Below are 22,444 nucleotides of genomic sequence, written 5' to 3' on the forward strand. Positions count from 1 at the left end.
GTACTTCTTGTTACTGCGCAGCAGCTTGTAGGGTTTAAATAGCCATCCCTTACACGGTCAGGATGGCTATCCAGAAGTCGGGCCAGTGCTTGGCTGGCCCGGATACTAAACAGCCCGATTGAGCAACATCGACTTGATCTGACCGATGGCCTTGGTCGGATTCAAGCCTTTGGGACAGACGTTCACGCAGTTCATGATGCCGTGGCAGCGGAACACGCTGAAGGCGTCGTCCAGATTACCCAGTCGCTCGGTGGTCGCGGTGTCGCGGCTGTCTGCCAGCCAGCGATAGGCGGCGAGCAACCCGGCCGGACCGATGAACTTGTCGGGATTCCACCAGAAGGAGGGGCAAGAGGTGGAGCAGCAGGCACAGAGTATGCACTCGTACAGGCCGTCCAGCTTGGCGCGCTCTTCGGGGGATTGCAGGTGCTCACGCACGGGCGGCAACTTGTCATCGTTGATGAGGAAGGGTTTGACCTTCTCCCACTGGGTGTAGAACTGGGTCATGTCGATCACCAGATCACGGATCACCGGCAGGCCGGGCAAGGGGCGGATGACCACCGTATTGCCCTTCTTCAGCAGATCGGAGAGCGGGGTGATGCAGGCAAGACCGTTCTTGCCATTCATGTTGATGCCATCAGATCCACAGACCCCTTCGCGGCAGGAGCGGCGGAAGGCGAGCGTGGGATCCAGCTCCTTGAGCTGGATCAGTGCATCGAGCACCATCATGTCGGAACCTTCAGGAATATCAAGACGATATTCCTTCATATGGGGGACGTTATCAACATCCGGATTGTATCTGTAGACAGAGAAAGTGACGTTCATCTTGTTTGGCTCCGCAATCAGTAAGTCCGCACCTTGGGTGGGAATGCCTCACGGGTTTTCGGAGACATGTTGACAGCGCGACGGGTCATGGACTCGGTGTCCGGATGATAGAGGCTGTGGCACAGCCAGTTCTCATCGTCGCGATCCGGGAAGTCGAAGCGGCAGTGGGCGCCACGGCTCTCGGTACGGAAGTTGGCCGCCACCGCAGTGGCAAACGCCGTCTCCATCAGGTTGTCCAGCTCCAGGCACTCGATGCGCTGGGTGTTGAACTCCCTGGAGGTGTCGTCCAGACGGGCTGACTTGAGGCGCTCGCGGATCACTTTCAGCTCGGCAAGGCCTTCGGCCATCGCCTCCCCTTCGCGGAACACGGAGAAGTTGTTCTGCATGCAGCGCTGCAGGTCTTTGCGGATCTGCACCGGATCTTCGCCGCTGCGGGTATTTTCCCAGCGGTTGAAGCGAGCCAGGGCGGCGTCAAGGTCAGACTCGGACGCCTCGCGACCGTGCTCCATCTCGCCCAGGGTGTTGACCAGGTGCATGCCGGCGGCGCGACCAAACACCACCAGATCCAGCAGGGAGTTGCCACCCAGACGGTTGGCGCCGTGTACGGAGACGCAGGCAATTTCGCCTACCGCAAACAGACCGACTACCGGCACATCGTTGCCGTTCTTGTCCTGAGTCAGGCACTGGCCGTTCACGTTGGTCGGCACGCCGCCCATCATGTAGTGGCAGGTCGGGATGATGGGGATCGGCTCCTTGACCGGATCCACGTGGGCGAAGGTGCGGGAGAGTTCGCAGATGCCCGGCAGACGGGATTCGAGTACGTCCTTGCCCAGGTGATCCAGCTTGAGCTTGATGTGCGGGCCCCAGGGACCGTCACAGCCACGGCCTTCACGGATCTCGATCATGATGGAACGGGCAACCACGTCGCGACCGGCCAGATCCTTGGCATTCGGCGCATAACGCTCCATGAAGCGCTCGCCGTCCTTGTTCAGCAGATAGCCGCCTTCACCACGGCACCCTTCGGTCACCAGTACCCCTGCCCCGGCGATGCCGGTGGGGTGGAACTGCCACATCTCCATGTCCTGCACGCCGACGCCGGCACGCAGGGCCATGCCGACGCCGTCACCGGTATTGATGTGGGCGTTGGTGGTGGACTGGTAGATGCGACCGGCGCCGCCGGTGGCCAGCACGGTGGCCTTGGCCTTGAAGTAGACGACCTCGCCGCTCTCCATATCGATGGCGGTACAACCCACCACGTGGCCGTCCTGGTTCTTCACCAGATCCAGCGCATACCACTCGGAGAAGACGGTAGTCTTGTTCTTGACGTTTTGCTGGTACAGGGTGTGCAGCAGGGCGTGGCCGGTACGGTCGGCAGCCGCCGCGGTACGGGCGGCCTGCTCGCCACCGAAATTCTTGGACTGACCACCAAACGGACGCTGGTAAACCCGGCCGTTGTCGAAGCGGGAGAAGGGCAGGCCCATGTTCTCCAGCTCATAGATGGCTTCCGGGCCGGTCTTGCACATGTATTCGATCGCTTCCTGGTCACCGATATAATCGGAACCCTTGACGGTGTCATACATGTGCCACTGCCAGTTGTCGTCATGGGCATTGCCCAAGGCAACCGTGATCCCGCCCTGGGCGGAAACGGTGTGGGAACGGGTCGGGAAAACCTTGGATAACAGAGCGCAGCTCTTGCCGGATTGGGCAATCGAGAGCGCGGCGCGCATGCCGGCACCACCGGCACCAATCACGACCGCATCAAATTCACGAGTTGGAATAGTCACCTTACACACCCCACAGCACGACGAAACCCGTCATCAGATAGACAAACAGCACCACCACCAGCACGAATTGCAGCGCACCGCGCAGCCCCACTGGCTTGATATAGTCAGTCAGCACCTGCCACAGACCGATCCAGGCATGGATCAGCACACACAGCAGGGTCAACAGGGTGAAAACCTTGGTGAAGGTGTTGGCGAAAAAGCCGGTCCACACCTCGTAGGTAATGTCATTGAAGGCGACAAAGCCCACCAGGTAGAGGACATAACAGGTCATGATGAGGGCGGTGGCGCGGATCAGGATGTAATCGTGAACGCCGCTGCGCCCGAAGGTTGCAGAATTGGTTACCATACCAGTACTCCCGCCAATAGTGCCAAAACCGCGGTGATCACGAAGGCCACACGGGCGCTCTGATTGCCGGATTCCAGCTCTTCCCAATAGCCCATATCCATGACCAAGTGACGCAGGCCGCCCACTATGTGGTATGCCAGCGCAGTCAGGATCCCCCACAGCACGAGCTTGACCAGGAAGTTGTCCGTAATGGCAACCACTGTTTCAAACCCTTCGGGAGAGGCGAGTGAAGTACCAAGCATCCACAGCAAGATGCCCAGTGCAACAAAGGTGATAACCCCTGATACACGGTGCAGGATGGATGCAATGGCAGTGACAGGAAAGCTGATCGTCTGTAGGTCGAGGTTGACCGGTCTCTGTTTATTTTTCACGCTTGCCCACTCAGCTCCATTGAGCACGTTAGTTATTGTTTTAAATCACTCCTGAGGGCACGGGATGGTGATTGTTGGTTATTTGTTACCAAAACACTCTGAAAAAGCCAAAAATCGTGTTTTCGGTTTCACATCAGGCTTTGCCAAAGCGTTTCAAACACCAGCAGCCATGACCCACGTGGCGCAGTATATCGATGGGCTTAACCGAAGACAATCAATTAGCTACAAAGAAAACCAAAAGCGCAAACCGGATCGCATATTTAATTTAACAATTCCGTAATGGCCATTCAGCTAAATTGACATTGATAGGGAACTCTGTTTCAAATAAGGCGCTCCAGCCGGCCTTGGTACGGGTGACAACCTTTGCCAGCGTCATGAAAGTCGTAATAGAGTAGGACTGGAACCAAATTATAAAGAGCAAAGGAGACGTGCTATGGCTGATAAGATAGCCACCCTACACCTGCCCGGAAAAGATCCGGTCGAATTGCCGATCCTCTCCGGCACAGTCGGTCCGGATGTGATTGATGTCAGAAAATTGGGTGCTCAAGGGTATTTCACCTTTGACCCCGGCTTTATGGCTACCGGTTCTTGCAAATCTGCCATAACCTACATTGACGGGGATCAGGGTGTCTTGCTGCACCGTGGTTTCCCCATTGCCCAGTTGGCCAAAGAGTCCAACTACCTCGAAGTCTGCTACATACTGCTGTACGGCGAAGCGCCCACCAAGGCCCAGTTCGCCGACTTCCAGCGTACCGTGACCCGCCATACCATGGTGCACGAGCAGATCGCCTTCTTCTTCCGCGGCTTCCGTCGTGACTCCCACCCCATGGCCATCATGTGCGGTGTGGTCGGTGCCCTCTCCTCCTTCTATCACGATGCCCTCGACATCAACAACGAGCAGCACCGCGAGATCTGTGCCTTCCGTCTGCTCTCCAAGATGCCGACTCTGGCCGCCATGTGCTACAAGTACTCCATCGGCCAGCCGTTCATGCAGCCGCGCAATGCCCTCTCCTACGCCGGCAACTTCCTGCACATGATGTTTGGTGTGCCGACCGAGGAGTACAAGGTCAACCCCGTGGTCGAGCGCGCCATGGATCGCATCTTCACCCTGCACGCTGATCACGAGCAGAACGCCTCTACCTCCACCGTCCGTCTGGCTGGCTCCTCCGGTGCCAACCCGTTTGCCTGTATCGCGGCCGGTATCGCCTCCCTGTGGGGTCCGGCCCACGGTGGCGCCAACGAGGCCTGCCTGCGCATGCTGGAAGAGATCGGAACTGTGGATCGCATCCCCGAGTTCATCGGCCGCGCCAAAGACAAGAACGATCCGTTCCGCCTGATGGGCTTCGGTCACCGGGTCTACAAGAACCACGACCCCCGTGCCACCGTGATGCGCGAAACCTGCCACGAGGTACTGACCGAGCTGCAGATCAAGGATCCGCTGCTGGACGTGGCCATGGAGCTGGAGCGCATCGCGCTGTCCGACCCCTACTTCATCGAGAAGAAGCTCTACCCGAACGTGGACTTCTACTCCGGCATCATCATGAAGGCGATCGGCATCCCGATGAGCATGTTCACCGTGATCTTCGCCATCTCCCGTACCATCGGCTGGATTGCCCACTGGAACGAGATGCACTCGGATGATGATCAGAAGATCGGTCGCCCGCGTCAGCTCTATACCGGTCATCCGCAGCGGGAATTCGTCCCCATCGACCAGCGTTAAGGCGCCCGTCGACACGGCTTGTTACAAAGGCGGTCATTGACCGCCTTTTTGTTTGCCGTTCTAATGCCCCTTTCGATTTGAAGGAGTCCGTCATGAAACCCCTGTTCCTTGGTGTCACTGCCGCCCTGTTGCTCTCTGCCTGCCAGAGCGCCCCTGCTCCCTCCCAGGGCGAGACACTCTACGTCAACAGCCAGCTGGTGCACTGTGTCGGGGTCGGCCCGATGAAGTGCATGCAGGTGCGCAGCGACGAGCAACAACCCTGGACCCTCTTCTATCAGCAAATTGAAGGCTTCCAGTTCGAGCCGGGCTATCGCTACCAGCTCACCGTCAGCAAGGAGCGGCTCACCAATGTGCCGGCCGATGCCCCATCCCTGCGCTATCAGCTGATCAAGGTGGTCAGCAAGGTAGCCAGCAAATAAGGATTGCCGGCAACGCTGGCGACCATCCGAGTAAAAAACGGGGAGGATATCGCTACCCTCCCCGTTTTTGTCCCCAAAAACCTGTCAGCAAGCCTCACCCGGGCAATGCGCCTTGTTTCTCCACATCCGCCTGTTTGATGACAAATCCCCGCTCGATCCCGGCCTTGAAGCCGAGCTTCTCATAGAGCCGGTGAGCGCCTTCTCGCCCCTCCCCCGACAGCAGCATCACCTTGTAGCAATCCTGCTCCCAGGCGATGGCCAGCGCCTGTTCCAGTACCCTCTGGCTCAGGCCACGGCGGCGAAAGCGGGCCGCCGTGATCACATGCTCTATGATGCCAAACGGTCTGGCCCCATTGGTCAGCGTCGGAACCATCCCCAGCTGGCAAGTGGCGGCCAGCTCCCCGTCCACCTCGGCCACGATGAGCCGCACCCGGGGATCTGCCAACAGCGCCTCCAGGGCCGTGCGCGCCCCTTCGCCACTCAGGGGAGGATCGTGGGGACGCAGCTCCCGATAGAGATCCAGCAAGCCTGCCAGATCGTCCGTGGTACAGCCTCTGATGTTCACCATGCTCCAGCTCCTTTCCGGTAAGCGACAGGTCATGTCAGACAGCGCCCGTCATGCCCGCGCAAGCGTAACAGGGGAGATCGCCTACAAGGCGCGCCCGGATCAGCGGCTCCTGACTGCCTGCAACAATACCGACATGTCGGGAGCAAACTGACGGGAGCGGATCGCGTCACGAATATCGGCCTCACCGTAACGGCTGCCCGGATAGACCAGTACGCAGGCGGTGTCGCCGGGCTGAAGGAAGTGGGTCTCGCCAAACGGCGTATAGCGGGTGGCCCCTATGCTGATGAGCGCATGGGACGGGCGGCCCGCCTGGGCCAGTAGCCCCAGGATATGCTCGGCCGGCCCCTCATCCTGCTGATGATTGAACTTGTCGATGGCCCACTCCAGCAACTGGCCGTGGAAATAGCTGTAATCCACCGCCGCGCTGTCGACGCCATAAGCGTGCAGCTCGCCGTCCCGCTCCAGATAGCAGGCGATGCGGTAGTCATCGAGCTCGCAGCCGGCCGCAAAACCGGAAAGGGGCAGCAGCCTGGCCGCCAGCCCCTTGCTTTCTGCTCCCCAGTTCTTCTTCTCGCTGATCTTTTTGGCGTTGGGGCGACGAATGGAGCAGTCGTTGTAGGCCCCAAAGGCACGGGGATGGATCGCCACCACCTGATCTCCGGCGTACTCCAGCTCGCACCAGAGCGCCACTTCGGGCTCGATCTGCACCTTCTCGTCACCGGTGATCGCCGCCTGTGGCAGAAAGATGGCATCGCCGCTCAAGGGGAAGACCCCCAGCTGACCCGGATGACCCGGCACATAGAAGGGAAACAGCGCCTTGGGTGCGCTGGTATCGCGCACCACCACGGCCACGAAATCCGAGGCCTCACCAGCCTGCTCCAGGTGACCGGCGAAGTTACCCGCCACCCCCAATCCGATAAAGTTGTTCTGTGTTGTTATCTGCATTCTTTCACCTGCATATGTCAACGCAACGTCGCCGTCACACTCGGGTCGGCTACCGCCAAAGTGGCAGGGATTAAACCACAGGGCTCCGCCTGCGCCCAGCCCGCAGGCCCCATCCTGTGCGCCAGCACGACTTTTTACGCCCGCATCAACTCCTTTGCCAAGAGACGCGCCTGCAGTGACTCTCCAGCGCGCCACCCCCTTTCATTCACAAAACTCCGGATACTCTCATCGAAACAGGCTCCGTCACCGGAAACAGAGTGTTTCTGCATTCCGTTCGCCAACCCCTTGGGCCGGTCGGCCAACTTTGCTAGGCTGCCTGTCATTCATGTTCAGATCGACAGGAACCCCTTGATTTCACAAGCACATTTTCAGGGCCGCTTCGAAGTCGAGTTCAAATACCGGCTGGCAGACAGCGACGCCTTTCGCGCGGCGCTGGCGGCCCTCACCCCGCTGGTGATGGTGGAAGATAACCGGGAGCGGGACCGCTATTTCGATACGCCAGAGCACACCCTGGCCGCACAGGGCAAGAGCCTGGTGATCCGTACCATGCAGCCCTCCGGCATCCGCCTCTGGATAGTGAAAGGGCCCGAGCCGGATCGCTGCGAGGCGGTCAACATCCCCGACACCGACAAGGCCGTCAGCATGTTGCATACCCTGGGTTACCGGCAGGTGTTGAACATTGAAAAACGGCGCAGCATCTATTTTGTCGGCCCCTTCCACGTCACCCTGGATCATCTGGAAGGGCTCGGCGACTTCGCCGAGCTGGCCATCATGACCGATGACGAGACCGCACTGCCCGAATATCGCCAGCAGCTGCAGGCGCTGGCGACACAACTCGGCCTCTCCCCTGCCCAGCTGGAGCACAGCTCCTATCGCACATTGTGCGAGCAAGTCACCACTCAACCGGAGAACACATTGCCATGATCGACAAACTCGCCTGGTTGACCTTCAAGGAGGGTCAGCTGCTTTGCGCCCGCTCCCACGGCAAATCCATCTACTACATCCCGGGCGGCAAGCGCGAACCGGGAGAGAGCGATGAAGCGGCGCTTGTTCGCGAAATTGAAGAGGAGCTGGCCGTCACCCTGCAGCCGGACACATTGCGCTTTGCCTGCGAGTTCAGTGCCCAGGCCGACGGCAAGCCGGCCGGGGTCGAAGTCAGGCTACGCTGCTACACGGGCGAGGCCAGGGGCACCCCCACGGCGTCGGCCGAAATCGCCGAGCTGCGCTGGCTCGACAGCCGCCACCTCGATGAGATCTCCCCCGTCTCCCGCCTGCTGTTTGCCTGGCTGGCCGAGCAACATTTGATCCGCTGACAGCGTTTTGCCGCGCCCCAACACCCGAGAATGGGCGACGCGACACAGACCCGGAAAATAGCACCAAGGCATGGCGCCGATGGCTGATACCAAACGGCGCCTGTCATGGATATGACCCGACGCGAGCCTGCAGGCTTCCCCTTTTGACAAGGACGTCACATGAATATCGTTGAACTGGACAGCACGACAGGATCTGCCCCAGCCCTCATCACTTTGCTGCAAGATTGCGTGGCCAGCGGCGCCTCGGTGGGATTCCTGCCTCCCCTGAGCGAGGCACAGGGAGACGCCTATTGGCAAGGGGTTGAGGAGGAGCTGGCGGCAGGCAAGCGCAAGTTGTGGGTTGCCCTCGAGGAAGGCCAGCCGGTCGGCGCCATCCAGCTGGCACTTTGCGGCAAGGCGAACGGCCGGCACAGGGCCGAGGTGGAAAAGCTGATGGTGCACACCCATGCCCGTGGCAAGGGCATCGGCCGCGCCCTGATGCACGCCATGGAACAAGGCGCTCGCGAGGCCAAGCGCAGTCTGCTGGTGCTCGATACCCGGGTCGGGGATGTGGCATCCCGCCTCTATCGCCAGCTGGGCTACCAGGAGGCGGGCCAGATCCCGGACTTTGCCCTCAGTGCCGACGGCAGCCTGGCGGCTACCCTCTTTTTCTACAAGTCGCTCTGACGACGCATTATCAGGTGCTGCCAACCCAATGGTTCCCCCCGCTCATCATGACAGACGTTCGGCACGGGCTTGGATAACCGGCTCGGCAAAGGCGCCTTGCGCCGCAATGAGTTGCAACTCATAGGCATCGGCCCGCCAGGTCTCCTGCAGCACTCGATCCACCGCCGCATTGGTACGTTCAAAGGCACTCACCGCATCAAACCCTGCCTGCAGATTGGCCAGCATCAGGGCACTGATAAGATCCCCGACCCCCACCGGCTGGCGGGCAAACTCATAGAGCGGACGGGCAATGAGGTAATCCCCCTCGGAAGTGGCCAGCAGCATCTCGAAGCGGCCGGGGTCTTGGGCTGCCCGTCCAAGATGCTTGACCAGCACCATGTTCACGCCCTGGGCCAGCAACCGATGGGCGGTGGCACGGGTCTGGGCCAGATCCGTCAGATGGGTGTCGCACAAGGTCTCCAGCTCCAGCAGATTGGGGGCCATGATGTCGGCGACCGGCAATGCCTGTTCGGTGAGAAAACGGGTAACACCGGGGGCGACAATACATCCCTTCTCCGGATGGCCCATCACGGGATCGCAGAAATAGATGGCATTTGGATTGGCGGCTTTGACGGCCCGAACCACAGTCAGGATCTCATCCCCCTGCTCGGCCGATCCCAGATAGCCGCTCAGCACGGCGTCGCAGCGGCTTAGCACCTCGATATTGCCAAGCCCCTCGATCAGGGCGCTGATATGGCCGGCAGGCATCGCCATCCCCTGCCACCCCTGGGCATATTGGGTGTGGTTGGAAAATTGCACCGTGTTGATGGGCCACACCTCCATGCCAAGACGACGCATGGGAAACACGGCGGCGCTGTTGCCGGCACAGCCGAACACCACATGGGACTGGATTGAGAGAATGCGTTTCATCGACACCACCACACAGAAGAGTCAGGAGAAAAAGCAATATATCGGATGAAGAGAGTGACGCACCACCACTCTCTGGCACGAACAACAAGAAAAATCGTCAACTGCAGACGAATTGACCAACTTGGCACTTGCCAAGCGACATTCTGTAACGCTGCCTCGTGTTAACAGGTATTGATATGAGGAATGTCATCTCTTGTTTGATGGCATATACGAGCAAAATATCGCCACTGAATTTCAACGGTCCGGTCAACGTTGTCTGCCAGCATGATGCCAGCTGGTGCGCACTTGCCCTCCCCACCAAAACGGGGCGGATCAGAGCCTGCCCGCTATGAGGCGCAGGATGTGTTGAAGTGATAGACCCAGCCTTCGTCGCGGGCCATCCCGGCGGGTGGCATCACCAGAGGTGGCAATTGGCTCACCCTGCCAGCGGCGGCATATTGCAGCGCCATCAGGGCGCACAGGGCGGCGTCGTAACGATCTGTGCCTGCTACCACCCCCTCTGGCAGCAAGGCGGCCAGTTCGGGGCGCGCTGCCGAGGCCTTTCCTCCCTGTTTGGCCAGAGCCGGATAGACCTCCAGCACGGCGCGCTCGGCCCGCTCCTGCACCTTGGGAACCAGTTGCAGATCCGCGAGGAGGGGGAGCATGGAGAGGGCCAGGGTCGCGTTGTTGCCCAGGCGGTCGAAGGTGGCCGAGAGGGGCTTCTTGCCATACTGCTGGTGCAGCCAGCGCTCGCAGTCGCGATAGGCGTAAGGGTTGTCTATTTCACGCTCCGGCACGGCGCAGGAGAGCGGCTTGCCGGCAAGCAGATCTCCCAGCGCACGCGGGAAGGCGAGCGGCGCATCGATGCCAAGGGCTAGGTGCGAACAGGCCTCCACCTGCATCAGGGTCAGCTCGTTTTGCAGGGCCGGACGCAGCAAGGAAGCAAGATCCGGCGCCCCCCGCGAGCTCAAACGAAACAGCGGCGAGACACCCAGCCAGTGCAGGGTGTCGCTTTGCGCCTGCCATCCCACCACGGCGACCGCCTGGGCACTGCCCTGCCAGCCGCGCACATCCCAGCCAATTCCGATTGCGTTCATCTGCCCTGCCGTCATCTGTTACCTCTTCACCTGTCGCGGGTTCAAGGGGCACAGGGTAATCAGCGCAGGCCCTTAACGCAAAACGGATTGTGCCGTCAGAAGGATTTCTGGAAATTCACCAGCGGCAGAATGGGGAATACGCCGTTCTCGGCATAGTTGGCTAACCCGATCTGCAACCCGTCCAGATGCTTGGTCGCATTGACAAAGCCAATCTGGAAGGTGGTACGTTCGGCATAGTTGATGAAGCCGACGTTGGCCAGCGCATTGCCCCGGGCTATGTTGACGCCCCCCCAGTTGAGCCCCTTCACATTGTTGGTCAGGTTGACGAACCCCAGGTTGACGCCGGTATCCTGCCCGTCATGCCAGTTGACCGCGTTGATGGCCACCCCGCCAAACTGGTGGCGTACCCGCCCGGCCCCGAGAAAGACCCCGAGCTGCAAACCGGTAAACTGATCCACGTCGGAGAGGGCGAAGATCGGCAGGTCGATCCCCTTCACCTGCCCGGTTCGGCCATAGAGAAAAGAGGCTCTCCCCCCTTCCACCTGATGGGACGCTGGCAGATTGACGCCAGGCAGGGAGAGCTGGACTGGGGTACTGGCATGGGCAAGGCCGCCAAGAGCAACAGATCCCAGAGCAAGCAGCAGGCAGGCAGGTTTCATCGGTACATTCCTCGAGGTTCAGAGAGTACATCAGCCTAACAACCCTGCGGCTCGGGGACGAGGCCGACGCGATATGGCTGCGACACCCCTCGTCTGAATCCGGCTGAATGGCCTCTTTAGTCCAAGGCCAACATTTCGCCAAAAATTAACATTCATATTATTTACATCAAGCCTCGTTTGATAACACAATGCCTAAACGTACGTTTGAACAGAGCAAACGATACGCAACGACTCAAGGATGTAGTCGTACAGTTGTCACCCAACAACCCGGGCCACAGGCCCATTTGTAATACCTTCTGCCAACCACGGAGACGCACGATGAATATGGATGTGATCAAGACCTTTACCGAGCAGATGCAAGGCTTTGCCGCCCCCCTCACCCGTTATAACCAGCTGCTGGCCAGCAACATCGAACAGTTGACCCGGCTGCAGCTGGCCTCCGCCAACGCCTATGCCGAGCTGGGGCTGAACCAGCTGCAGGCTGCCGGCAAGGTGCAGGATGCCCAGAGCCTGGCAGCCCTCGGCACCGTCCAGCTGGAGACCGCCAGCCAGCTCTCCCGCCAGATGCTGGACGACATCCAGAAGCTCAACGCCCTCGGCCAGCAGTTCAAGGACGATCTGGACGCCCTGACTGCCGACGGCATCAAAAAGAGCACGGGCAAGGCCTGATATCCCCCTGGCTGCCCGTTGCGGGCAGCCACATCTCCCCATGCTCCGTCACGACAGGCTCGCCCTGCGCCGGGGATGGGTGAAGGAGAGAACATGAGCCAATCATCTTACGGCCCGCTGTTCGAGGCCCTGGCCCACTACAACGACAAGCTGCTGGACATAGCCAAGGCGCAGACCGAGCGTACCGCCCAGGCCCTGCTGCAGACCAATCTCGATGATCTCGGCCAGGTGCTGGAACAGGGCAGCCAGCAGCCCTGGCAACTGATCAATGCCCAGATGAACTGGTGGCAGGATCAGCTCAAGCTGATGCAACACACCCTGCTCAAGAGTGCAGGCCAGCAGAGCGAGCCGGTCATTGCCCCGGAGCGCAGCGATCGCCGCTTCAAGGCCGACGCCTGGAGCGAGCAGCCCATTTATGACTACCTCAAGCAATCCTATCTGCTGACCGCCAGACACCTGCTGGACTCGGTGGATGCCCTCGAGGGGGTGCCCCAGAAGAGCCGGGAGCGGCTGCGTTTCTTTACCCGCCAGTACATCAACGCCATGGCCCCCAGCAACTTTCTGGCTACCAATCCGGAGCTGCTCAAGCTCACCCTGGAGTCAGACGGCCAGAATCTGGTGCGCGGGCTGACCCTGCTGGCCGAAGATCTCGAACGCAGCGCCGATCACCTCAACATCCGCCTGACCGACGAATCCGCCTTCGAGCTGGGCCGAGATCTCGCGCTGACCCCGGGCCGGGTGGTGCAACGCACCGAGCTCTATGAGCTCATCCAGTACAGCCCGACCACGGAGACGGTGGCCAGAACGCCGGTGCTGATCGTGCCGCCCTTCATCAACAAGTACTACATCATGGACATGCGGCCCCAGAACTCCCTGGTGGCCTGGCTGGTTGCCCAGGGCCAGACGGTGTTCATGATCTCCTGGCGCAACCCGGGTCCGGCCCAGGCCGACATCGATCTCGACGACTACGTGGTGGACGGCGTCATCGCCGCACTGGATGGCGTGGAGGCGGCCACCGGCGAACGGGAAGTGCACGGCATCGGCTACTGTATCGGCGGCACCGCATTGTCACTCGCCATGGGCTGGCTGGCCGCCCGGCGCCAGAAGCAGCGGGTTCGCTCCGCCACCCTGTTCACCACCCTGCTCGACTTCTCCCAGCCGGGGGAGCTTGGCATCTTCATCCACGAGCCCATCATTGCGGCGCTGGAGGCCCAGAACGAGGCCAAAGGCATCATGGACGGGCGCCAGCTGGCGGTCTCCTTCAGCCTGCTGCGGGAGAACAGCCTCTACTGGAATTACTACATCGACAGCTATCTCAAGGGGCAGAGCCCGGTGGCGTTCGATCTGCTGCACTGGAACAGCGACAGCACCAACGTGGCGGGCAAGACCCACAACAGCCTGCTGCGCCGGCTCTATCTGGAAAACCAGCTGGTGAAGGGGGAGCTCAAGATCCGCCACACCCGCATCGATCTCGCCAAGGTGAAGACCCCGGTGCTGCTGGTGTCGGCCATGGACGATCACATCGCCCTCTGGCAGGGCACCTGGCAGGGCATGAAGCTGTTCGGTGGCGAGCAGCGCTTCATCCTGGCCGAATCGGGCCACATCGCCGGCATCATCAATCCGCCGGATGCCAACAAGTACGGCTTCTGGCAGAACGACGCCGAAGCCGCCAGCCCCGAGGCGTGGCTCACCGGCGCGACCCACACCCCAGGTTCCTGGTGGCCGCAGATGGCAGCCTTCATCCAGAGCCGGGAAGAGGATCCCGCCCCCATCCCCGCCCGCATCCCGAGCGAAGGTCTGGAGGCGGCGCCCGGTGGCTACGTCAAGGTACGGCTCAACCCGGTCTTTGCGCCGACACCCGAGGAGGAGCCCGCATGAGCACGCTCCCCTTCGAGGTGGGCCAGCAGGCCAGTCTGACCAAGCGGTTCGGGGCGGCAGAGGTCGCGGCCTTTGCCGGGCTGTCGGAGGATTTCAATCCGCTGCATCTGGATCCCGCCTTCGCCGCCACCACGCCGTTCGAGCGCCCCATCGTGCACGGCATGCTGCTGGCCAGCCTCTTCTCGGGGCTGCTGGGTCAGCAACTGCCGGGCAAGGGCACCGTCTATCTCGGTCAGAGCCTCGCCTTCAAGCAGCCGGTGTTTGTGGGGGATGAGGTGACGGCAGAGGTGGAGATCATCGCCCTGCGCAGCGACAAGCCCATCATCACCCTGGCCACCCGTATCCTGACATCAACCGGCGCCATCGCCGTCAGCGGGGAAGCCGTGGTGAAGTTTGGCTAAAAGCGGTTTGCCCCATGATCTCAGTCAGCCCGGCCAGTGCCGGGCTGACTGCTATGGCGCGTTCCCCAAAAATGGTCTTGCAAGCCACTATTGCCCGCAGACAGCGCCCTTGCCCTTTCCTTGACGGCCCGAACTGCCTAGAATAATCGCCCTGCTGTTTCAGCCATTTATCCACGAGAGGATTTTCCATGGAGACGTTTCTGCTCGAAGGGCACCCCTTTATTGCCCTGTGTGACCTTATCAAACATCAGGGGTGGGCTGATTGTGGCGGCGCAGCCAAGGCGCTGATCGCCGACGGTCTGGTCGAGGTAAACGGTCAGGTGGAGACCCGCAAGCGCTGCAAAATAGTGGCCGGCCAGGTAGTCAACTTCAACGGCATGAAGGTGGTCGTGAAAGAGGGCGTCAGCCCCGAGATCCTCTGAGCCCAACGCTCTGCCACCCAAGCGCTACCTAGCACAGTGGCCGAGCCAGTGGTCAACTTCAACGGCATGAAGATGGTCGTGAAAGAAGGCGTCAGCCCCGAGATCCTCTGACCTCGCTTGAATCTTGAATAAGGGCGCCGACGCGCCCTTTGGCATTCAGCTGGCCTTGATCGACAGGGTCAGCACAAAGCGCGCCATCGCCTCATCTCCGTTCAGTGACGGACAGGTGGCCACCACCTGGATGGGGCGGTTGATGCGTTGACCGCTGGCCAGCGACTCGTCGATCATGGCGTCGATCTCCTCCCCGGCCGCACAGTCAAACTGCACATCCCCCTCGGGCCGCTTCAGAAATTCCCCCTGCACATCCTTGAAGGCGAAGTGCACCTTCTTGCGCCGCTGCCGTCCCTTCTCCATCACCAGCAGACCGCCCACCAGATCGGCGCCGGTGGCCAGCGCACCGAAATACATGCTGCCCAGGTGGTTGCGGGTGCGCCAGCCGAGCGGAATGCGGATGCGCAGCGCCTTGGCACTCATCTCTTCGATGACGGGGGCACAAAAACCGATAACGGGAATGTAGCGCCAGGCAAACAACCGCAGCGACAGGTTGGCTTTCAAACGTTGCAAGTCCATATGCAAACTGATCCGATGAGTTGATGTAAACAACATGTTGCCAGCATGGCTCGCCGGATTCAAGGCAGCAGCGGCCACCTGCTATTCGCGGGGCATTCTCACCGCTGCCTGCCGCGGCTTCTGCTCGGGCAGCAGGCTCGCCATCTCGGCCAGGATGTAGTCGATGAAGAGGCGCGCCGCGTAGGAGAGCCCCTTCTTGCTGGGGTAGACCAGCCAGATGTTGTCGAGGGTGGTTTCATATTCCGGCAGCAGATCGATAAGCTCGCCGCTCTCGACGAACGACTTGACGATAATCTCCGGCAAGATACCGATACCATCCCCCTGAAAGACCGCATGACGGATGTAATAGGAACTGTTCGAAATCACCCTGCTGTGGATCACCACCTCGCCCCGATTGAAGATCAGCCGGTTGTCCAGCTGGCCATCCGGCAGACGCAGGGTCAGCACATTGTGCTGGTGCAGATCCTCGAGGGACTTAGGTCTGCCGTGCCGCTCTATATAGTGGGGGGTTGCATAGAGCTTGCGGGTGAAGGGCATGATGGGCCTGGCGACGAAGCTGCCATCGTTCACCACACCGATATGAATGCTGGCATCCAGGCCGTAATTGAAGATATCCCGGTAGCCGACACTGCTCAGGTGCAGCTCGATGTTGATCTTGGGGTATTTCTCCAAAAAGCGCTTGAGCAGATCGTGGATGAAGATGTCGGATTCATTGAGCAGGCCAATCTTGATGTTGCCGGTAGGCTCGTGACTCTGGGTCCGGATCTGCTCATGAGTGTGATCCAGCATGGGAATGATGTTTTGCAGGCTGTTGTAATACTCCAGCCCCACCGAGGTCATGGTCAGCCGGCGGGTTGTTCGGGTCAGCAGCTTCACATTCAGCTCGTCCTCGAGATCCTTTATCCGCCGGCTCACGTTGGAGCGCGGAATATTCAGCGCATCGGCGGCACTGGTAAAGCCCCCCAGCTCCACCACTGACAAAAACAGTTTGAGATCGTCGATCTTCATCTCGGTCCCCGCCTCTTCATCCAACCCCGCAACACGTCGGCTGCACCCTTTCCCCCATCATTGTCACGAAAATTGAGACAGTGATGACAATTTCGCCCTGATTATCTCACCAATTGGATTCGATAACATATATCCATCACACCTGAATAACTGGATTTTCCCCATGCAATACCCCCTGTTTTCCCCTCCTTGCCTCTCGGTACTCATACTGGGAGGCCTGCTCGCCGGCTGCGGCAGCGACACAGCCACCGAAGTGGTCAAACCGCCGCGGCCGGTGAATGCCATGCAGCTCTCCGACAGCAAGAGCCTCTACAGCCTGAAGTTCAGCGGCGAGATCAAGTCGCACCAGAGTGCCAGCCTCGCGTTTCGTGTGCCGGGCACCCTGGAGCAGATCCTGGTCAAGGAGGGGGACAGGGTCAGCGAAGGACAGGTAATCGCACGCCTCGACCCCCATGATTTCCGGGTTCAGCGAGATGCCATTAAGGCCCAGCTTGGCGAGGCGAAAGCCGCCTACAAGCTGGCGGTCGTCGAACTGAGCCGCACCCGCCAGGCCGTGCAGGACAGGGCCATGGCCAGCATCAACCTGGAGCGCGCCACCAGCGCCCAGAATCAGGCCAATGCCCGGGTCCAGATGCTGCAGCAATCCCTCAAGCAAGCCGAAGACGCTCTCGCCTACAGCGAGTTGAAGGCGCCGTTTGACGGGATCATCGGCCAGCGCTTTATCGAGGAACACGAGCAAACCTCGCCGGGCCAGCCTGTCTTCTCCCTGCACCAGCCGACCGAGCTCGATGCCATGGTCGACGTGCCGGAACAGCAGATTGGCCAGATGAGAAGCGGGATGCAGGCCAATGTAACCTGGTATCGCCAGGAGGCCAGCGTCAAGGCAGTCAGCACCGAGATCGCCAGCCTGCCGGATCCCCTCAAGCGCACCTACAAGGTGACTTTCAAACTGCTGGATAACTCGCCCGAGCTGGTGCCCGGCAAATCCATCAACGTCGAGCTTGCCCTGCCCACGGGCGAGCGTATCTACTGCCTGCCCGCCACGGCCATCAAGAGCCTGGGTGGGCAACCCCAGGTGGTGGCCATCAAGGCCGCAGCAGCGAGCCACGTGCCCGTCACCATCGTCAGCCAGCGCCACGACACCCTTTGTGTGGAGGGTGAACTCAACGCAGGCGATCAGATCGTCACCGCCGGCAGCGCCCTGCTCAAAGAGGGTCAGGCCATCGCCGTCATCAACCAGGTGGATGGGCAGTCATGAATCTCTCATTGTTTGCCATCCGGCAAAAGACCTTCGTCATCTTCTTTGCCACCCTGTGCGCCATTGCGGGGGTCTACTCCTATTTCGATCTGGGCAAGCTGGAAGACCCCTCCTTCACGGTGAAGAGCGCCGTCGTCGTCACCCTCTATCCGGGCGCCACCGCCCAGGAGGTCGAACAGCTGGTCACCGACAAGATAGAGACCAAGATCCAGGAGATGGGGTCGCTGTGGAAACTCAGATCCCTCTCCCGTCCCGGCAGTTCGATGATCTTCGTCGATCTGCAGGAGAAATACGGCACCGACGAGCTGCCCCAGCAGTGGGACTTGCTGCGCCGCAAGATCCAGGACGTCAAGCTGGAGCTGCCCGTCCAGGCCCAGGTCAGCATAGTGCAGGACGAGTTCTCCGAGGTGTATGGCATGCTGTTCGCCGTCTATGGCGATGACATTCCCATGCATCAGCTGAAAGATCAGGCCCGCGAACTGCAGCGCAGGATCAAGGCAGTGCCCGGGGTCAAGAAGGTGCAACTGCACGGGGTCAACGAGCAGGTGGTCAACATCGATGTCTCCGATGAGCGCCTAGCCGAAAGCCACATCTCCCTCGCTGAGCTGGTCACCCAGCTCAACAGCCAGAACGTCCCGGTGCAGACCGGCGACTATCACCTCGGCATCGAGAACCTGCGCGTCGCCCAGAGCGGCCAGTACCGGAACGTGGAGGATATCCGCAACCTGATGCTCACCACGGGGCAGCCCGGGGCTGGCACAGGCACCTTGCGCCTGGGGGACGTGGCCGATGTCTATCTCTCCTACCAGAGCCCGGCCCTGACCGAGAGTCGCTACAACGGCCAGCAGGCCATCACCCTCGCCGTCAGCCCCCAGGACGGGATCAACGTGGTCAGCATCGGTGACGAACTGACCCGGGTATTGCAGCAATTCGAGGCCGAGCAGCCCCTTGGCACCGGGGTTGGCGTTATCGCCTACCAGCCCACCGAGGTGATGAAGTCCATCAACAACTTCGTGCTCAACCTGATCGAGAGTATCGTCATCGTGGTGGTGGTGCTGCTGGTCTTCATGGGCTGGCGCAGCGCCACCATCGTCGGGGCCAGCCTGCTGCTGACCATATTGTTCACCCTGGTCTACATGAACCTCACCGGGGTCGATCTGCAGCGCGTCTCTCTCGGCTCCTTCATCCTGGCGCTCGGCATGCTGGTCGACAATGCCATCGTCATCGTGGATCTGTTTGCCGCCAAGCTGCGCAAGGGAATAGAACGCACCACCGCCGTCAAGGAGTCGGTACAGGAGATGGCGTTGCCGCTCCTGGGGGCGACCGTGATCGCCTCCCTCGGCACCGCCCCCGTGCTGCTCTCCCAGACTGACTCGGCGGAGTTCTCCCTCTCCATCGTCCAGGTGTTGTGCAGCTCCCTGCTGCTCTCCTGGGTGGTCGCCATGGTGGTCACCCCGTTGATGTGCTGGGCCTTCATCAAGGCATCTGACCAGGATGAGAGCAGCGCGCCCAAGAGCAAGGCGGCCCGCCTGTATCACCAGGCTGTCAACTGGACGGTGGAGAACCCCAAGAGCGCCCTTGCCCTGGTGTTGCCCCTGTTGCTGCTCACCGTGCTGAGCGCGCCCCTGCTCAAGGTCAACTTCATGCCGAGCTCGGATCGCAGCATCGTCTTTCTCGACTACTGGCTGCCGAGCGGCGGTCGCATCGACAACGTCTCCCAGGACATGAAGGTGATCGAACAGTGGCTGTTGCAGCAACCCGAGGTGGCGAGCATCTCCAGCTACATGGGCGAGAGCGCCCCCCGTTTCTCGGTGACCATCGAGCCGGAGCCGCTGGATCAGAGCTACGGCCAGATCCTGATCAACACCAAACAGTTTGACGACATAGCACCGCTGGTCGCCCGGGGCGATGCCTGGCTCGCGAGCCGCTTCCCCTATGCCGAACCCAGATTCCGCCCGCTCAAGCTGGCCACCAAGGACAAGTTCAGCATCGAGACCCGCTTTGAAGGGCCGGATCCCAAGGTGCTCAAACAACTCTCGGCACAGGCGCAAGCCATCATGCAGGCCCATCCCGACACCAAGTACATCCGTGATGACTGGCGTCAGGAGAGCAAGGTGATGACCCCCATCATCAACCAGGCAGCCGCTCGCCAGGCGGGTGTTACCCGAACCGATATCGCCCTGGCTATCAGCCGCGCCACCGAAGGAGTACAGATAGGCACCCTGCGCCATCAGGACGACATGATCCCCATCAAACTGCGAAGCGCCAACGGTTCCCTGGAAAACCTGGAGAGCCTGCCGGTGCGATCCGTCCTCGGCCAGCACAGCGTACCGCTTGGCCAGGTCATCGACGGCATCGAGATCACCGGGGAAGAGAGCATGATCTGGCGCCGCAACCGGCTCCCGGCCATCACGGTGCAGGTCGACGTGAAGGGGGGAACCACAGCCTCCGAGGTGCGCAAGGAACTGGCCCCCCAGCTGGAGGCCATCAAACTGCCCGCTGGTTATGAGATGCACTGGGGCGGCGAGTACTACGACGAGAAGCGCTCCATCGACGATCTGATGGAGCAGAACCCCAAGGCGGCGGTGATGATGCTCATCATACTGGTGGCCCTGTTCAACGCCTATCGTCAGCCCATCATCATCTTTACCACGCTGCCGCTGGCATCGATTGGCATCATCTGGGCCTTGTTGCTCACTGACAAGCCATTCGGCTTCATGGCCATCGTCGGCATGATCTGCCTCTCGGGCATGATCATCAAAAACGGCATAGTGCTGCTCGATCAGATTGAGCTGGAACGGCGTAGTGGCCGCACCATCGCCGAGGCGGTCAAGGAGGCGACCCTCAACCGCACCATGGCGATCTCCATGGCGGCACTGACCACGGTACTCGGCATGGTGCCGCTGCTGACCGACAGCCTGTTCGATCAGATGGCGGCCACCATCATCGGCGGTCTGGTCGCGGCCTCCGCGCTCTCGCTGTTCATCATGCCTGCGCTCTACATGCTCTTCTTCCGGGCGGAGCAACAAGCTGAAGCCACAGCCCATAAACAGATTACCGAAGAGGAAAACCGCCATGAATAAGCGCAGCATAGGCGCGATTGCGACCCTGATCATGCTGGGGGGCTGCGCCATGGCCCCTGATTACCAGCCCCCCGAGAGCCGCCTCAACAGCGTCTATCTCAATCAGGGAGCCCAGGGCACCACGACTCGGGGTGAACCCGGCCACACCTGGTGGGCCCAGTTCCACGACCCCCAACTCAACGATCTGGTGGCGAGGGCGCAGCGCCAGAACATCACATTGAAGATCGCAAGCCAGCGCATTCAGGCGGCCCAGGCCTACCAGAGCGCCGTGGCGTCGTTCAAGGTTCCGACCCTGACCCTGGGAGCTGGCTATGCCGACATCCGCCTGAGCGAAAACGAAGCGCTGATGGGACAGGCGGTGAGTGGCATCGCTCTGCCCCCGGCGCTCGGGGGAGGCACGGCCAAGCTGGTCGACCGCGATCCCACCGAGACGTTTGTCGGCGTCAATGCCGCTTGGGAGCTGGATCTGTTCGGTCGCATCGACAGCCTGAGCCAGGCCGCCGCCATTCGCGCCGAGCAGGCCGAGATCATGCGCCAGGGGCTCAACACCGCCATGACGGCCGATGTGATCAGCAACTACCTGCAATATCGCGGCGCCGAGGAGCGCATCGCCATCGCCACCAAGAACATGCGCGAGCAAGAGGAGACGCTGGCCATGGTCGAGTCATTGCAGCGCACCGGTTACGGCTCGGAACTCGATGTGGCCAATGCCCGCGCTGGCCTTGCCGCCGCCAAGGCCAGCATTCCCATGCTGGAGACGGCCAGGAGCGTCCACCTGAGCCGGCTCGCCGTACTGCTGGGGGAGCCCGTCAGCCAGACCCGGGCCCGCTTCTCGCCCGCCCCCCTGCCGAGCATGAAAGCGCTGGTGCCGACCGGTTTGCCTGCGTCGCTCTTGACCCGTCGACCCGACATCGCCCTCGCCGAGCGGGCCATCGCCGCCAAGAATCAGGAAGTGGGCGCGGCCATCGCCGACCGCTATCCCAAGGTGTTCCTGACCGGAGCCCCCGGTCTGGTCTCCGGCGAGACAGGCTCCCTGTTCGAATCGGGCTCGACCACCTGGGCCCTTGGCGCCGGTGTGTCGTGGAACCTGTTCGACGGCGGCCGCGGCGAGGCCATGGTCAAAATTCAGGAGGCGGGTCTGAAAGAGGCGGCGCTGGCCTACCAGAACCAGGTCAACAGCGCCTTCAACGAGGTGGAAACCACCCTGGTCGCCTACGGCAACAGCTTGCAATACAGTCAGCATCTGGGCGAAGCGAACCAACAGGCGCAAACCGCCCTTACCAAGGCCAAGGCCCTCTACCGGGCCGGTCTGGTCAACCACCTTTCAGTGCTGGACGCCGAGCGCCAGCAAAACAGCGTGCAGGATGCCGAAATCGTGGCGCGGCTTAACAGCGCCACCAACGTGGTACTGTTGCACAAGGCCCTGGGAGGAGACTGGGAAGTTCCCCAACCTGCCCCGAGTCAAGGATAAAAGCACCTCACAAAAACGACATCACC

The 22,444-nt window shown here is 60.9% G+C and carries 24 protein-coding genes and 1 pseudogene; 14 read left to right on the top strand and 11 right to left on the bottom strand.

Annotated elements, in window-relative coordinates; translation table 11 throughout:
* Positions 1-105: 105 nt before the first annotated feature.
* Genes MRK42_RS11740 through sdhC form a run of 4 tightly spaced genes read right to left on the bottom strand, consistent with a single transcriptional unit; the run spans position 106 to position 3,323 of the window.
* Complete coding sequence (locus MRK42_RS11740) at positions 106-822, bottom strand: succinate dehydrogenase iron-sulfur subunit (RefSeq protein WP_026456531.1); 717 nt, start codon at positions 820-822, stop codon at positions 106-108.
* A 17-nt stretch (positions 823-839) separates the two neighbouring features.
* Complete coding sequence (gene sdhA, locus MRK42_RS11745; protein WP_224209773.1) at positions 840-2,606, bottom strand: succinate dehydrogenase flavoprotein subunit; 1,767 nt, start codon at positions 2,604-2,606, stop codon at positions 840-842.
* A gap of 1 nt (position 2,607) precedes the next feature.
* Positions 2,608-2,952, bottom strand: a complete 345-nt coding sequence (gene sdhD / locus MRK42_RS11750) for a succinate dehydrogenase, hydrophobic membrane anchor protein (RefSeq protein ID WP_026456529.1) — start codon at positions 2,950-2,952, stop codon at positions 2,608-2,610.
* Positions 2,946-3,323, bottom strand: coding sequence for a succinate dehydrogenase cytochrome b556 subunit (gene sdhC, locus MRK42_RS11755; protein ID WP_197064530.1), 378 nt, complete (start codon positions 3,321-3,323; stop codon positions 2,946-2,948). Before sdhC ends, sdhD begins: the two co-directional genes overlap by 7 nt.
* A gap of 64 nt (positions 3,324-3,387) precedes the next feature.
* Between sdhC and MRK42_RS11760 the strand changes: the two genes are divergently transcribed.
* The 3 genes from MRK42_RS11760 (at position 3,388) to MRK42_RS11770 (ending at position 5,462) form a co-directional block, all read left to right on the top strand.
* Complete coding sequence (locus MRK42_RS11760) at positions 3,388-3,603, top strand: hypothetical protein (RefSeq protein WP_338610049.1); 216 nt, start codon at positions 3,388-3,390, stop codon at positions 3,601-3,603.
* Positions 3,604-3,756: 153 nt separating this feature from the next.
* Positions 3,757-5,043 (top strand): citrate synthase, encoded by a 1,287-nt coding sequence (locus MRK42_RS11765; RefSeq protein ID WP_026456527.1) that lies wholly within the window; start codon positions 3,757-3,759, stop codon positions 5,041-5,043.
* A gap of 92 nt (positions 5,044-5,135) precedes the next feature.
* Positions 5,136-5,462 (top strand): DUF4377 domain-containing protein, encoded by a 327-nt coding sequence (locus MRK42_RS11770; RefSeq protein WP_338610051.1) that lies wholly within the window; start codon positions 5,136-5,138, stop codon positions 5,460-5,462.
* Between the two features lie 94 nt (positions 5,463-5,556).
* On the opposite strand, the gene MRK42_RS11775 is transcribed toward MRK42_RS11770, so the two are convergent.
* Both MRK42_RS11775 and MRK42_RS11780 read right to left on the bottom strand, forming a co-directional pair.
* On the bottom strand, positions 5,557-6,030 hold the full coding sequence (locus tag MRK42_RS11775; protein WP_042028898.1) for a GNAT family N-acetyltransferase: 474 nt from the start codon (positions 6,028-6,030) through the stop codon (positions 5,557-5,559).
* Positions 6,031-6,129: 99 nt separating this feature from the next.
* Entirely contained in the window at positions 6,130-6,975 is an 846-nt protein-coding gene (locus MRK42_RS11780) for a DUF5718 family protein (RefSeq protein WP_338610054.1), read from the bottom strand.
* 351 nt (positions 6,976-7,326) lie between these two features.
* On the opposite strand from MRK42_RS11780, the gene cyaB reads away from it, so the two are divergent.
* The 3 genes from cyaB (at position 7,327) to MRK42_RS11795 (ending at position 8,954) form a co-directional block, all read left to right on the top strand.
* A complete protein-coding gene (cyaB, locus tag MRK42_RS11785) occupies positions 7,327-7,899 on the top strand; it encodes a class IV adenylate cyclase (protein WP_338612476.1) in 573 nt (190 codons plus the stop codon).
* Positions 7,896-8,288 carry an NUDIX domain-containing protein gene (locus MRK42_RS11790; RefSeq protein ID WP_061477311.1) on the top strand — a complete coding sequence of 131 codons (393 nt, stop codon included), beginning with the start codon at positions 7,896-7,898 and terminating at the stop codon, positions 8,286-8,288. The genes cyaB and MRK42_RS11790 overlap by 4 nt, the downstream gene beginning before the upstream one ends.
* 159 nt (positions 8,289-8,447) lie before the next feature.
* The gene (locus MRK42_RS11795) at positions 8,448-8,954 is read left to right on the top strand and encodes a GNAT family N-acetyltransferase (protein WP_042028902.1); all 507 of its coding nucleotides are present in this window, start codon (positions 8,448-8,450) and stop codon (positions 8,952-8,954) included.
* A gap of 45 nt (positions 8,955-8,999) precedes the next feature.
* Here the strand turns inward: MRK42_RS11795 and pdxY are convergent, their stop codons facing one another.
* The 3 genes from pdxY to MRK42_RS11810 form a co-directional block, all read right to left on the bottom strand.
* Positions 9,000-9,863 (bottom strand): pyridoxal kinase PdxY, encoded by an 864-nt coding sequence (gene pdxY / locus MRK42_RS11800; protein ID WP_338610058.1) that lies wholly within the window; start codon positions 9,861-9,863, stop codon positions 9,000-9,002.
* Between the two features lie 326 nt (positions 9,864-10,189).
* A complete protein-coding gene (locus tag MRK42_RS11805) occupies positions 10,190-10,954 on the bottom strand; it encodes a DUF429 domain-containing protein (protein ID WP_338610060.1) in 765 nt (254 codons plus the stop codon).
* 80 nt (positions 10,955-11,034) lie between these two features.
* Positions 11,035-11,598: a phaC PHA synthase gene (locus MRK42_RS11810; protein WP_338610062.1), complete on the bottom strand. Its 564-nt coding sequence runs from the start codon at positions 11,596-11,598 to the stop codon at positions 11,035-11,037.
* A 318-nt stretch (positions 11,599-11,916) separates the two neighbouring features.
* Here MRK42_RS11810 and MRK42_RS11815 point away from each other — a divergent pair, with 318 nt between their 5' ends.
* The 5 genes and pseudogenes from MRK42_RS11815 to MRK42_RS11835 all read left to right on the top strand — a co-directional run.
* Positions 11,917-12,267, top strand: coding sequence for a phasin family protein (locus MRK42_RS11815; RefSeq protein ID WP_005300428.1), 351 nt, complete (start codon positions 11,917-11,919; stop codon positions 12,265-12,267).
* Between the two features lie 93 nt (positions 12,268-12,360).
* Entirely contained in the window at positions 12,361-14,145 is a 1,785-nt protein-coding gene (locus MRK42_RS11820) for a class I poly(R)-hydroxyalkanoic acid synthase (RefSeq protein WP_338610064.1), read from the top strand.
* Positions 14,142-14,546: a MaoC family dehydratase gene (locus MRK42_RS11825; RefSeq protein ID WP_279973045.1), complete on the top strand. Its 405-nt coding sequence runs from the start codon at positions 14,142-14,144 to the stop codon at positions 14,544-14,546. The genes MRK42_RS11820 and MRK42_RS11825 overlap by 4 nt, the downstream gene beginning before the upstream one ends.
* Positions 14,547-14,734: 188 nt before the next feature.
* Positions 14,735-14,968: a ribosome-associated protein YbcJ gene (gene ybcJ, locus MRK42_RS11830; protein WP_005300419.1), complete on the top strand. Its 234-nt coding sequence runs from the start codon at positions 14,735-14,737 to the stop codon at positions 14,966-14,968.
* A 36-nt stretch (positions 14,969-15,004) separates the two neighbouring features.
* A pseudogene (locus tag MRK42_RS11835) lies at positions 15,005-15,079 on the top strand (ribosome-associated protein); the annotation flags it as partial.
* A 45-nt stretch (positions 15,080-15,124) separates the two neighbouring features.
* Here MRK42_RS11835 and MRK42_RS11840 read toward each other — a convergent pair.
* Together MRK42_RS11840 and MRK42_RS11845 are read right to left on the bottom strand one after the other, a co-directional pair.
* On the bottom strand, positions 15,125-15,598 hold the full coding sequence (locus MRK42_RS11840) for a DUF4442 domain-containing protein (RefSeq protein WP_338610070.1): 474 nt from the start codon (positions 15,596-15,598) through the stop codon (positions 15,125-15,127).
* 81 nt (positions 15,599-15,679) lie between these two features.
* Positions 15,680-16,606: a LysR family transcriptional regulator gene (locus MRK42_RS11845; protein ID WP_338610072.1), complete on the bottom strand. Its 927-nt coding sequence runs from the start codon at positions 16,604-16,606 to the stop codon at positions 15,680-15,682.
* 163 nt (positions 16,607-16,769) lie between these two features.
* Between MRK42_RS11845 and MRK42_RS11850 the strand changes: the two genes are divergently transcribed.
* From MRK42_RS11850 to MRK42_RS11860, 3 genes are read left to right on the top strand one after another with little or no spacing between them, the layout of a single operon-like run.
* Positions 16,770-17,864 (top strand): efflux RND transporter periplasmic adaptor subunit, encoded by a 1,095-nt coding sequence (locus MRK42_RS11850; protein ID WP_338610074.1) that lies wholly within the window; start codon positions 16,770-16,772, stop codon positions 17,862-17,864.
* On the top strand, positions 17,861-20,947 hold the full coding sequence (locus tag MRK42_RS11855; RefSeq protein WP_338610076.1) for an efflux RND transporter permease subunit: 3,087 nt from the start codon (positions 17,861-17,863) through the stop codon (positions 20,945-20,947). The genes MRK42_RS11850 and MRK42_RS11855 overlap by 4 nt, the downstream gene beginning before the upstream one ends.
* Positions 20,940-22,418 (top strand): TolC family protein, encoded by a 1,479-nt coding sequence (locus tag MRK42_RS11860; RefSeq protein ID WP_338610078.1) that lies wholly within the window; start codon positions 20,940-20,942, stop codon positions 22,416-22,418. The genes MRK42_RS11855 and MRK42_RS11860 overlap by 8 nt, the downstream gene beginning before the upstream one ends.
* The last annotated feature ends 26 nt before the right edge of the window (positions 22,419-22,444 follow it).

This window comes from Aeromonas sp. 19NY04SH05-1, assembly GCF_040581895.1.
GTDB classification, from domain to species: domain Bacteria; phylum Pseudomonadota; class Gammaproteobacteria; order Enterobacterales; family Aeromonadaceae; genus Aeromonas; species Aeromonas enteropelogenes.

Excerpts from the sequence above, each read along its gene's own strand:
- MRK42_RS11740 (WP_026456531.1), bottom strand. The coding sequence starts at position 822 with ATGAACGTCACTTTCTCTGTCTACAGATACAATCCGGATGTTGATAAC.
- sdhD (WP_026456529.1), bottom strand. The coding sequence starts at position 2,952 with ATGGTAACCAATTCTGCAACCTTCGGGCGCAGCGGCGTTCACGATTAC.
- MRK42_RS11760 (WP_338610049.1), top strand. The coding sequence starts at position 3,388 with ATGGTGATTGTTGGTTATTTGTTACCAAAACACTCTGAAAAAGCCAAA.
- MRK42_RS11765 (WP_026456527.1), top strand. The coding sequence starts at position 3,757 with ATGGCTGATAAGATAGCCACCCTACACCTGCCCGGAAAAGATCCGGTC.
- MRK42_RS11770 (WP_338610051.1), top strand. The coding sequence starts at position 5,136 with ATGAAACCCCTGTTCCTTGGTGTCACTGCCGCCCTGTTGCTCTCTGCC.
- MRK42_RS11775 (WP_042028898.1), bottom strand. The coding sequence starts at position 6,030 with ATGGTGAACATCAGAGGCTGTACCACGGACGATCTGGCAGGCTTGCTG.
- MRK42_RS11780 (WP_338610054.1), bottom strand. The coding sequence starts at position 6,975 with ATGCAGATAACAACACAGAACAACTTTATCGGATTGGGGGTGGCGGGT.
- MRK42_RS11790 (WP_061477311.1), top strand. The coding sequence starts at position 7,896 with ATGATCGACAAACTCGCCTGGTTGACCTTCAAGGAGGGTCAGCTGCTT.
- MRK42_RS11795 (WP_042028902.1), top strand. The coding sequence starts at position 8,448 with ATGAATATCGTTGAACTGGACAGCACGACAGGATCTGCCCCAGCCCTC.
- pdxY (WP_338610058.1), bottom strand. The coding sequence starts at position 9,863 with ATGAAACGCATTCTCTCAATCCAGTCCCATGTGGTGTTCGGCTGTGCC.
- MRK42_RS11805 (WP_338610060.1), bottom strand. The coding sequence starts at position 10,954 with ATGACGGCAGGGCAGATGAACGCAATCGGAATTGGCTGGGATGTGCGC.
- MRK42_RS11810 (WP_338610062.1), bottom strand. The coding sequence starts at position 11,598 with ATGAAACCTGCCTGCCTGCTGCTTGCTCTGGGATCTGTTGCTCTTGGC.
- MRK42_RS11815 (WP_005300428.1), top strand. The coding sequence starts at position 11,917 with ATGAATATGGATGTGATCAAGACCTTTACCGAGCAGATGCAAGGCTTT.
- MRK42_RS11820 (WP_338610064.1), top strand. The coding sequence starts at position 12,361 with ATGAGCCAATCATCTTACGGCCCGCTGTTCGAGGCCCTGGCCCACTAC.
- MRK42_RS11825 (WP_279973045.1), top strand. The coding sequence starts at position 14,142 with ATGAGCACGCTCCCCTTCGAGGTGGGCCAGCAGGCCAGTCTGACCAAG.
- ybcJ (WP_005300419.1), top strand. The coding sequence starts at position 14,735 with ATGGAGACGTTTCTGCTCGAAGGGCACCCCTTTATTGCCCTGTGTGAC.
- MRK42_RS11840 (WP_338610070.1), bottom strand. The coding sequence starts at position 15,598 with ATGGACTTGCAACGTTTGAAAGCCAACCTGTCGCTGCGGTTGTTTGCC.
- MRK42_RS11845 (WP_338610072.1), bottom strand. The coding sequence starts at position 16,606 with ATGAAGATCGACGATCTCAAACTGTTTTTGTCAGTGGTGGAGCTGGGG.
- MRK42_RS11850 (WP_338610074.1), top strand. The coding sequence starts at position 16,770 with ATGCAATACCCCCTGTTTTCCCCTCCTTGCCTCTCGGTACTCATACTG.
- MRK42_RS11855 (WP_338610076.1), top strand. The coding sequence starts at position 17,861 with ATGAATCTCTCATTGTTTGCCATCCGGCAAAAGACCTTCGTCATCTTC.
- MRK42_RS11860 (WP_338610078.1), top strand. The coding sequence starts at position 20,940 with ATGAATAAGCGCAGCATAGGCGCGATTGCGACCCTGATCATGCTGGGG.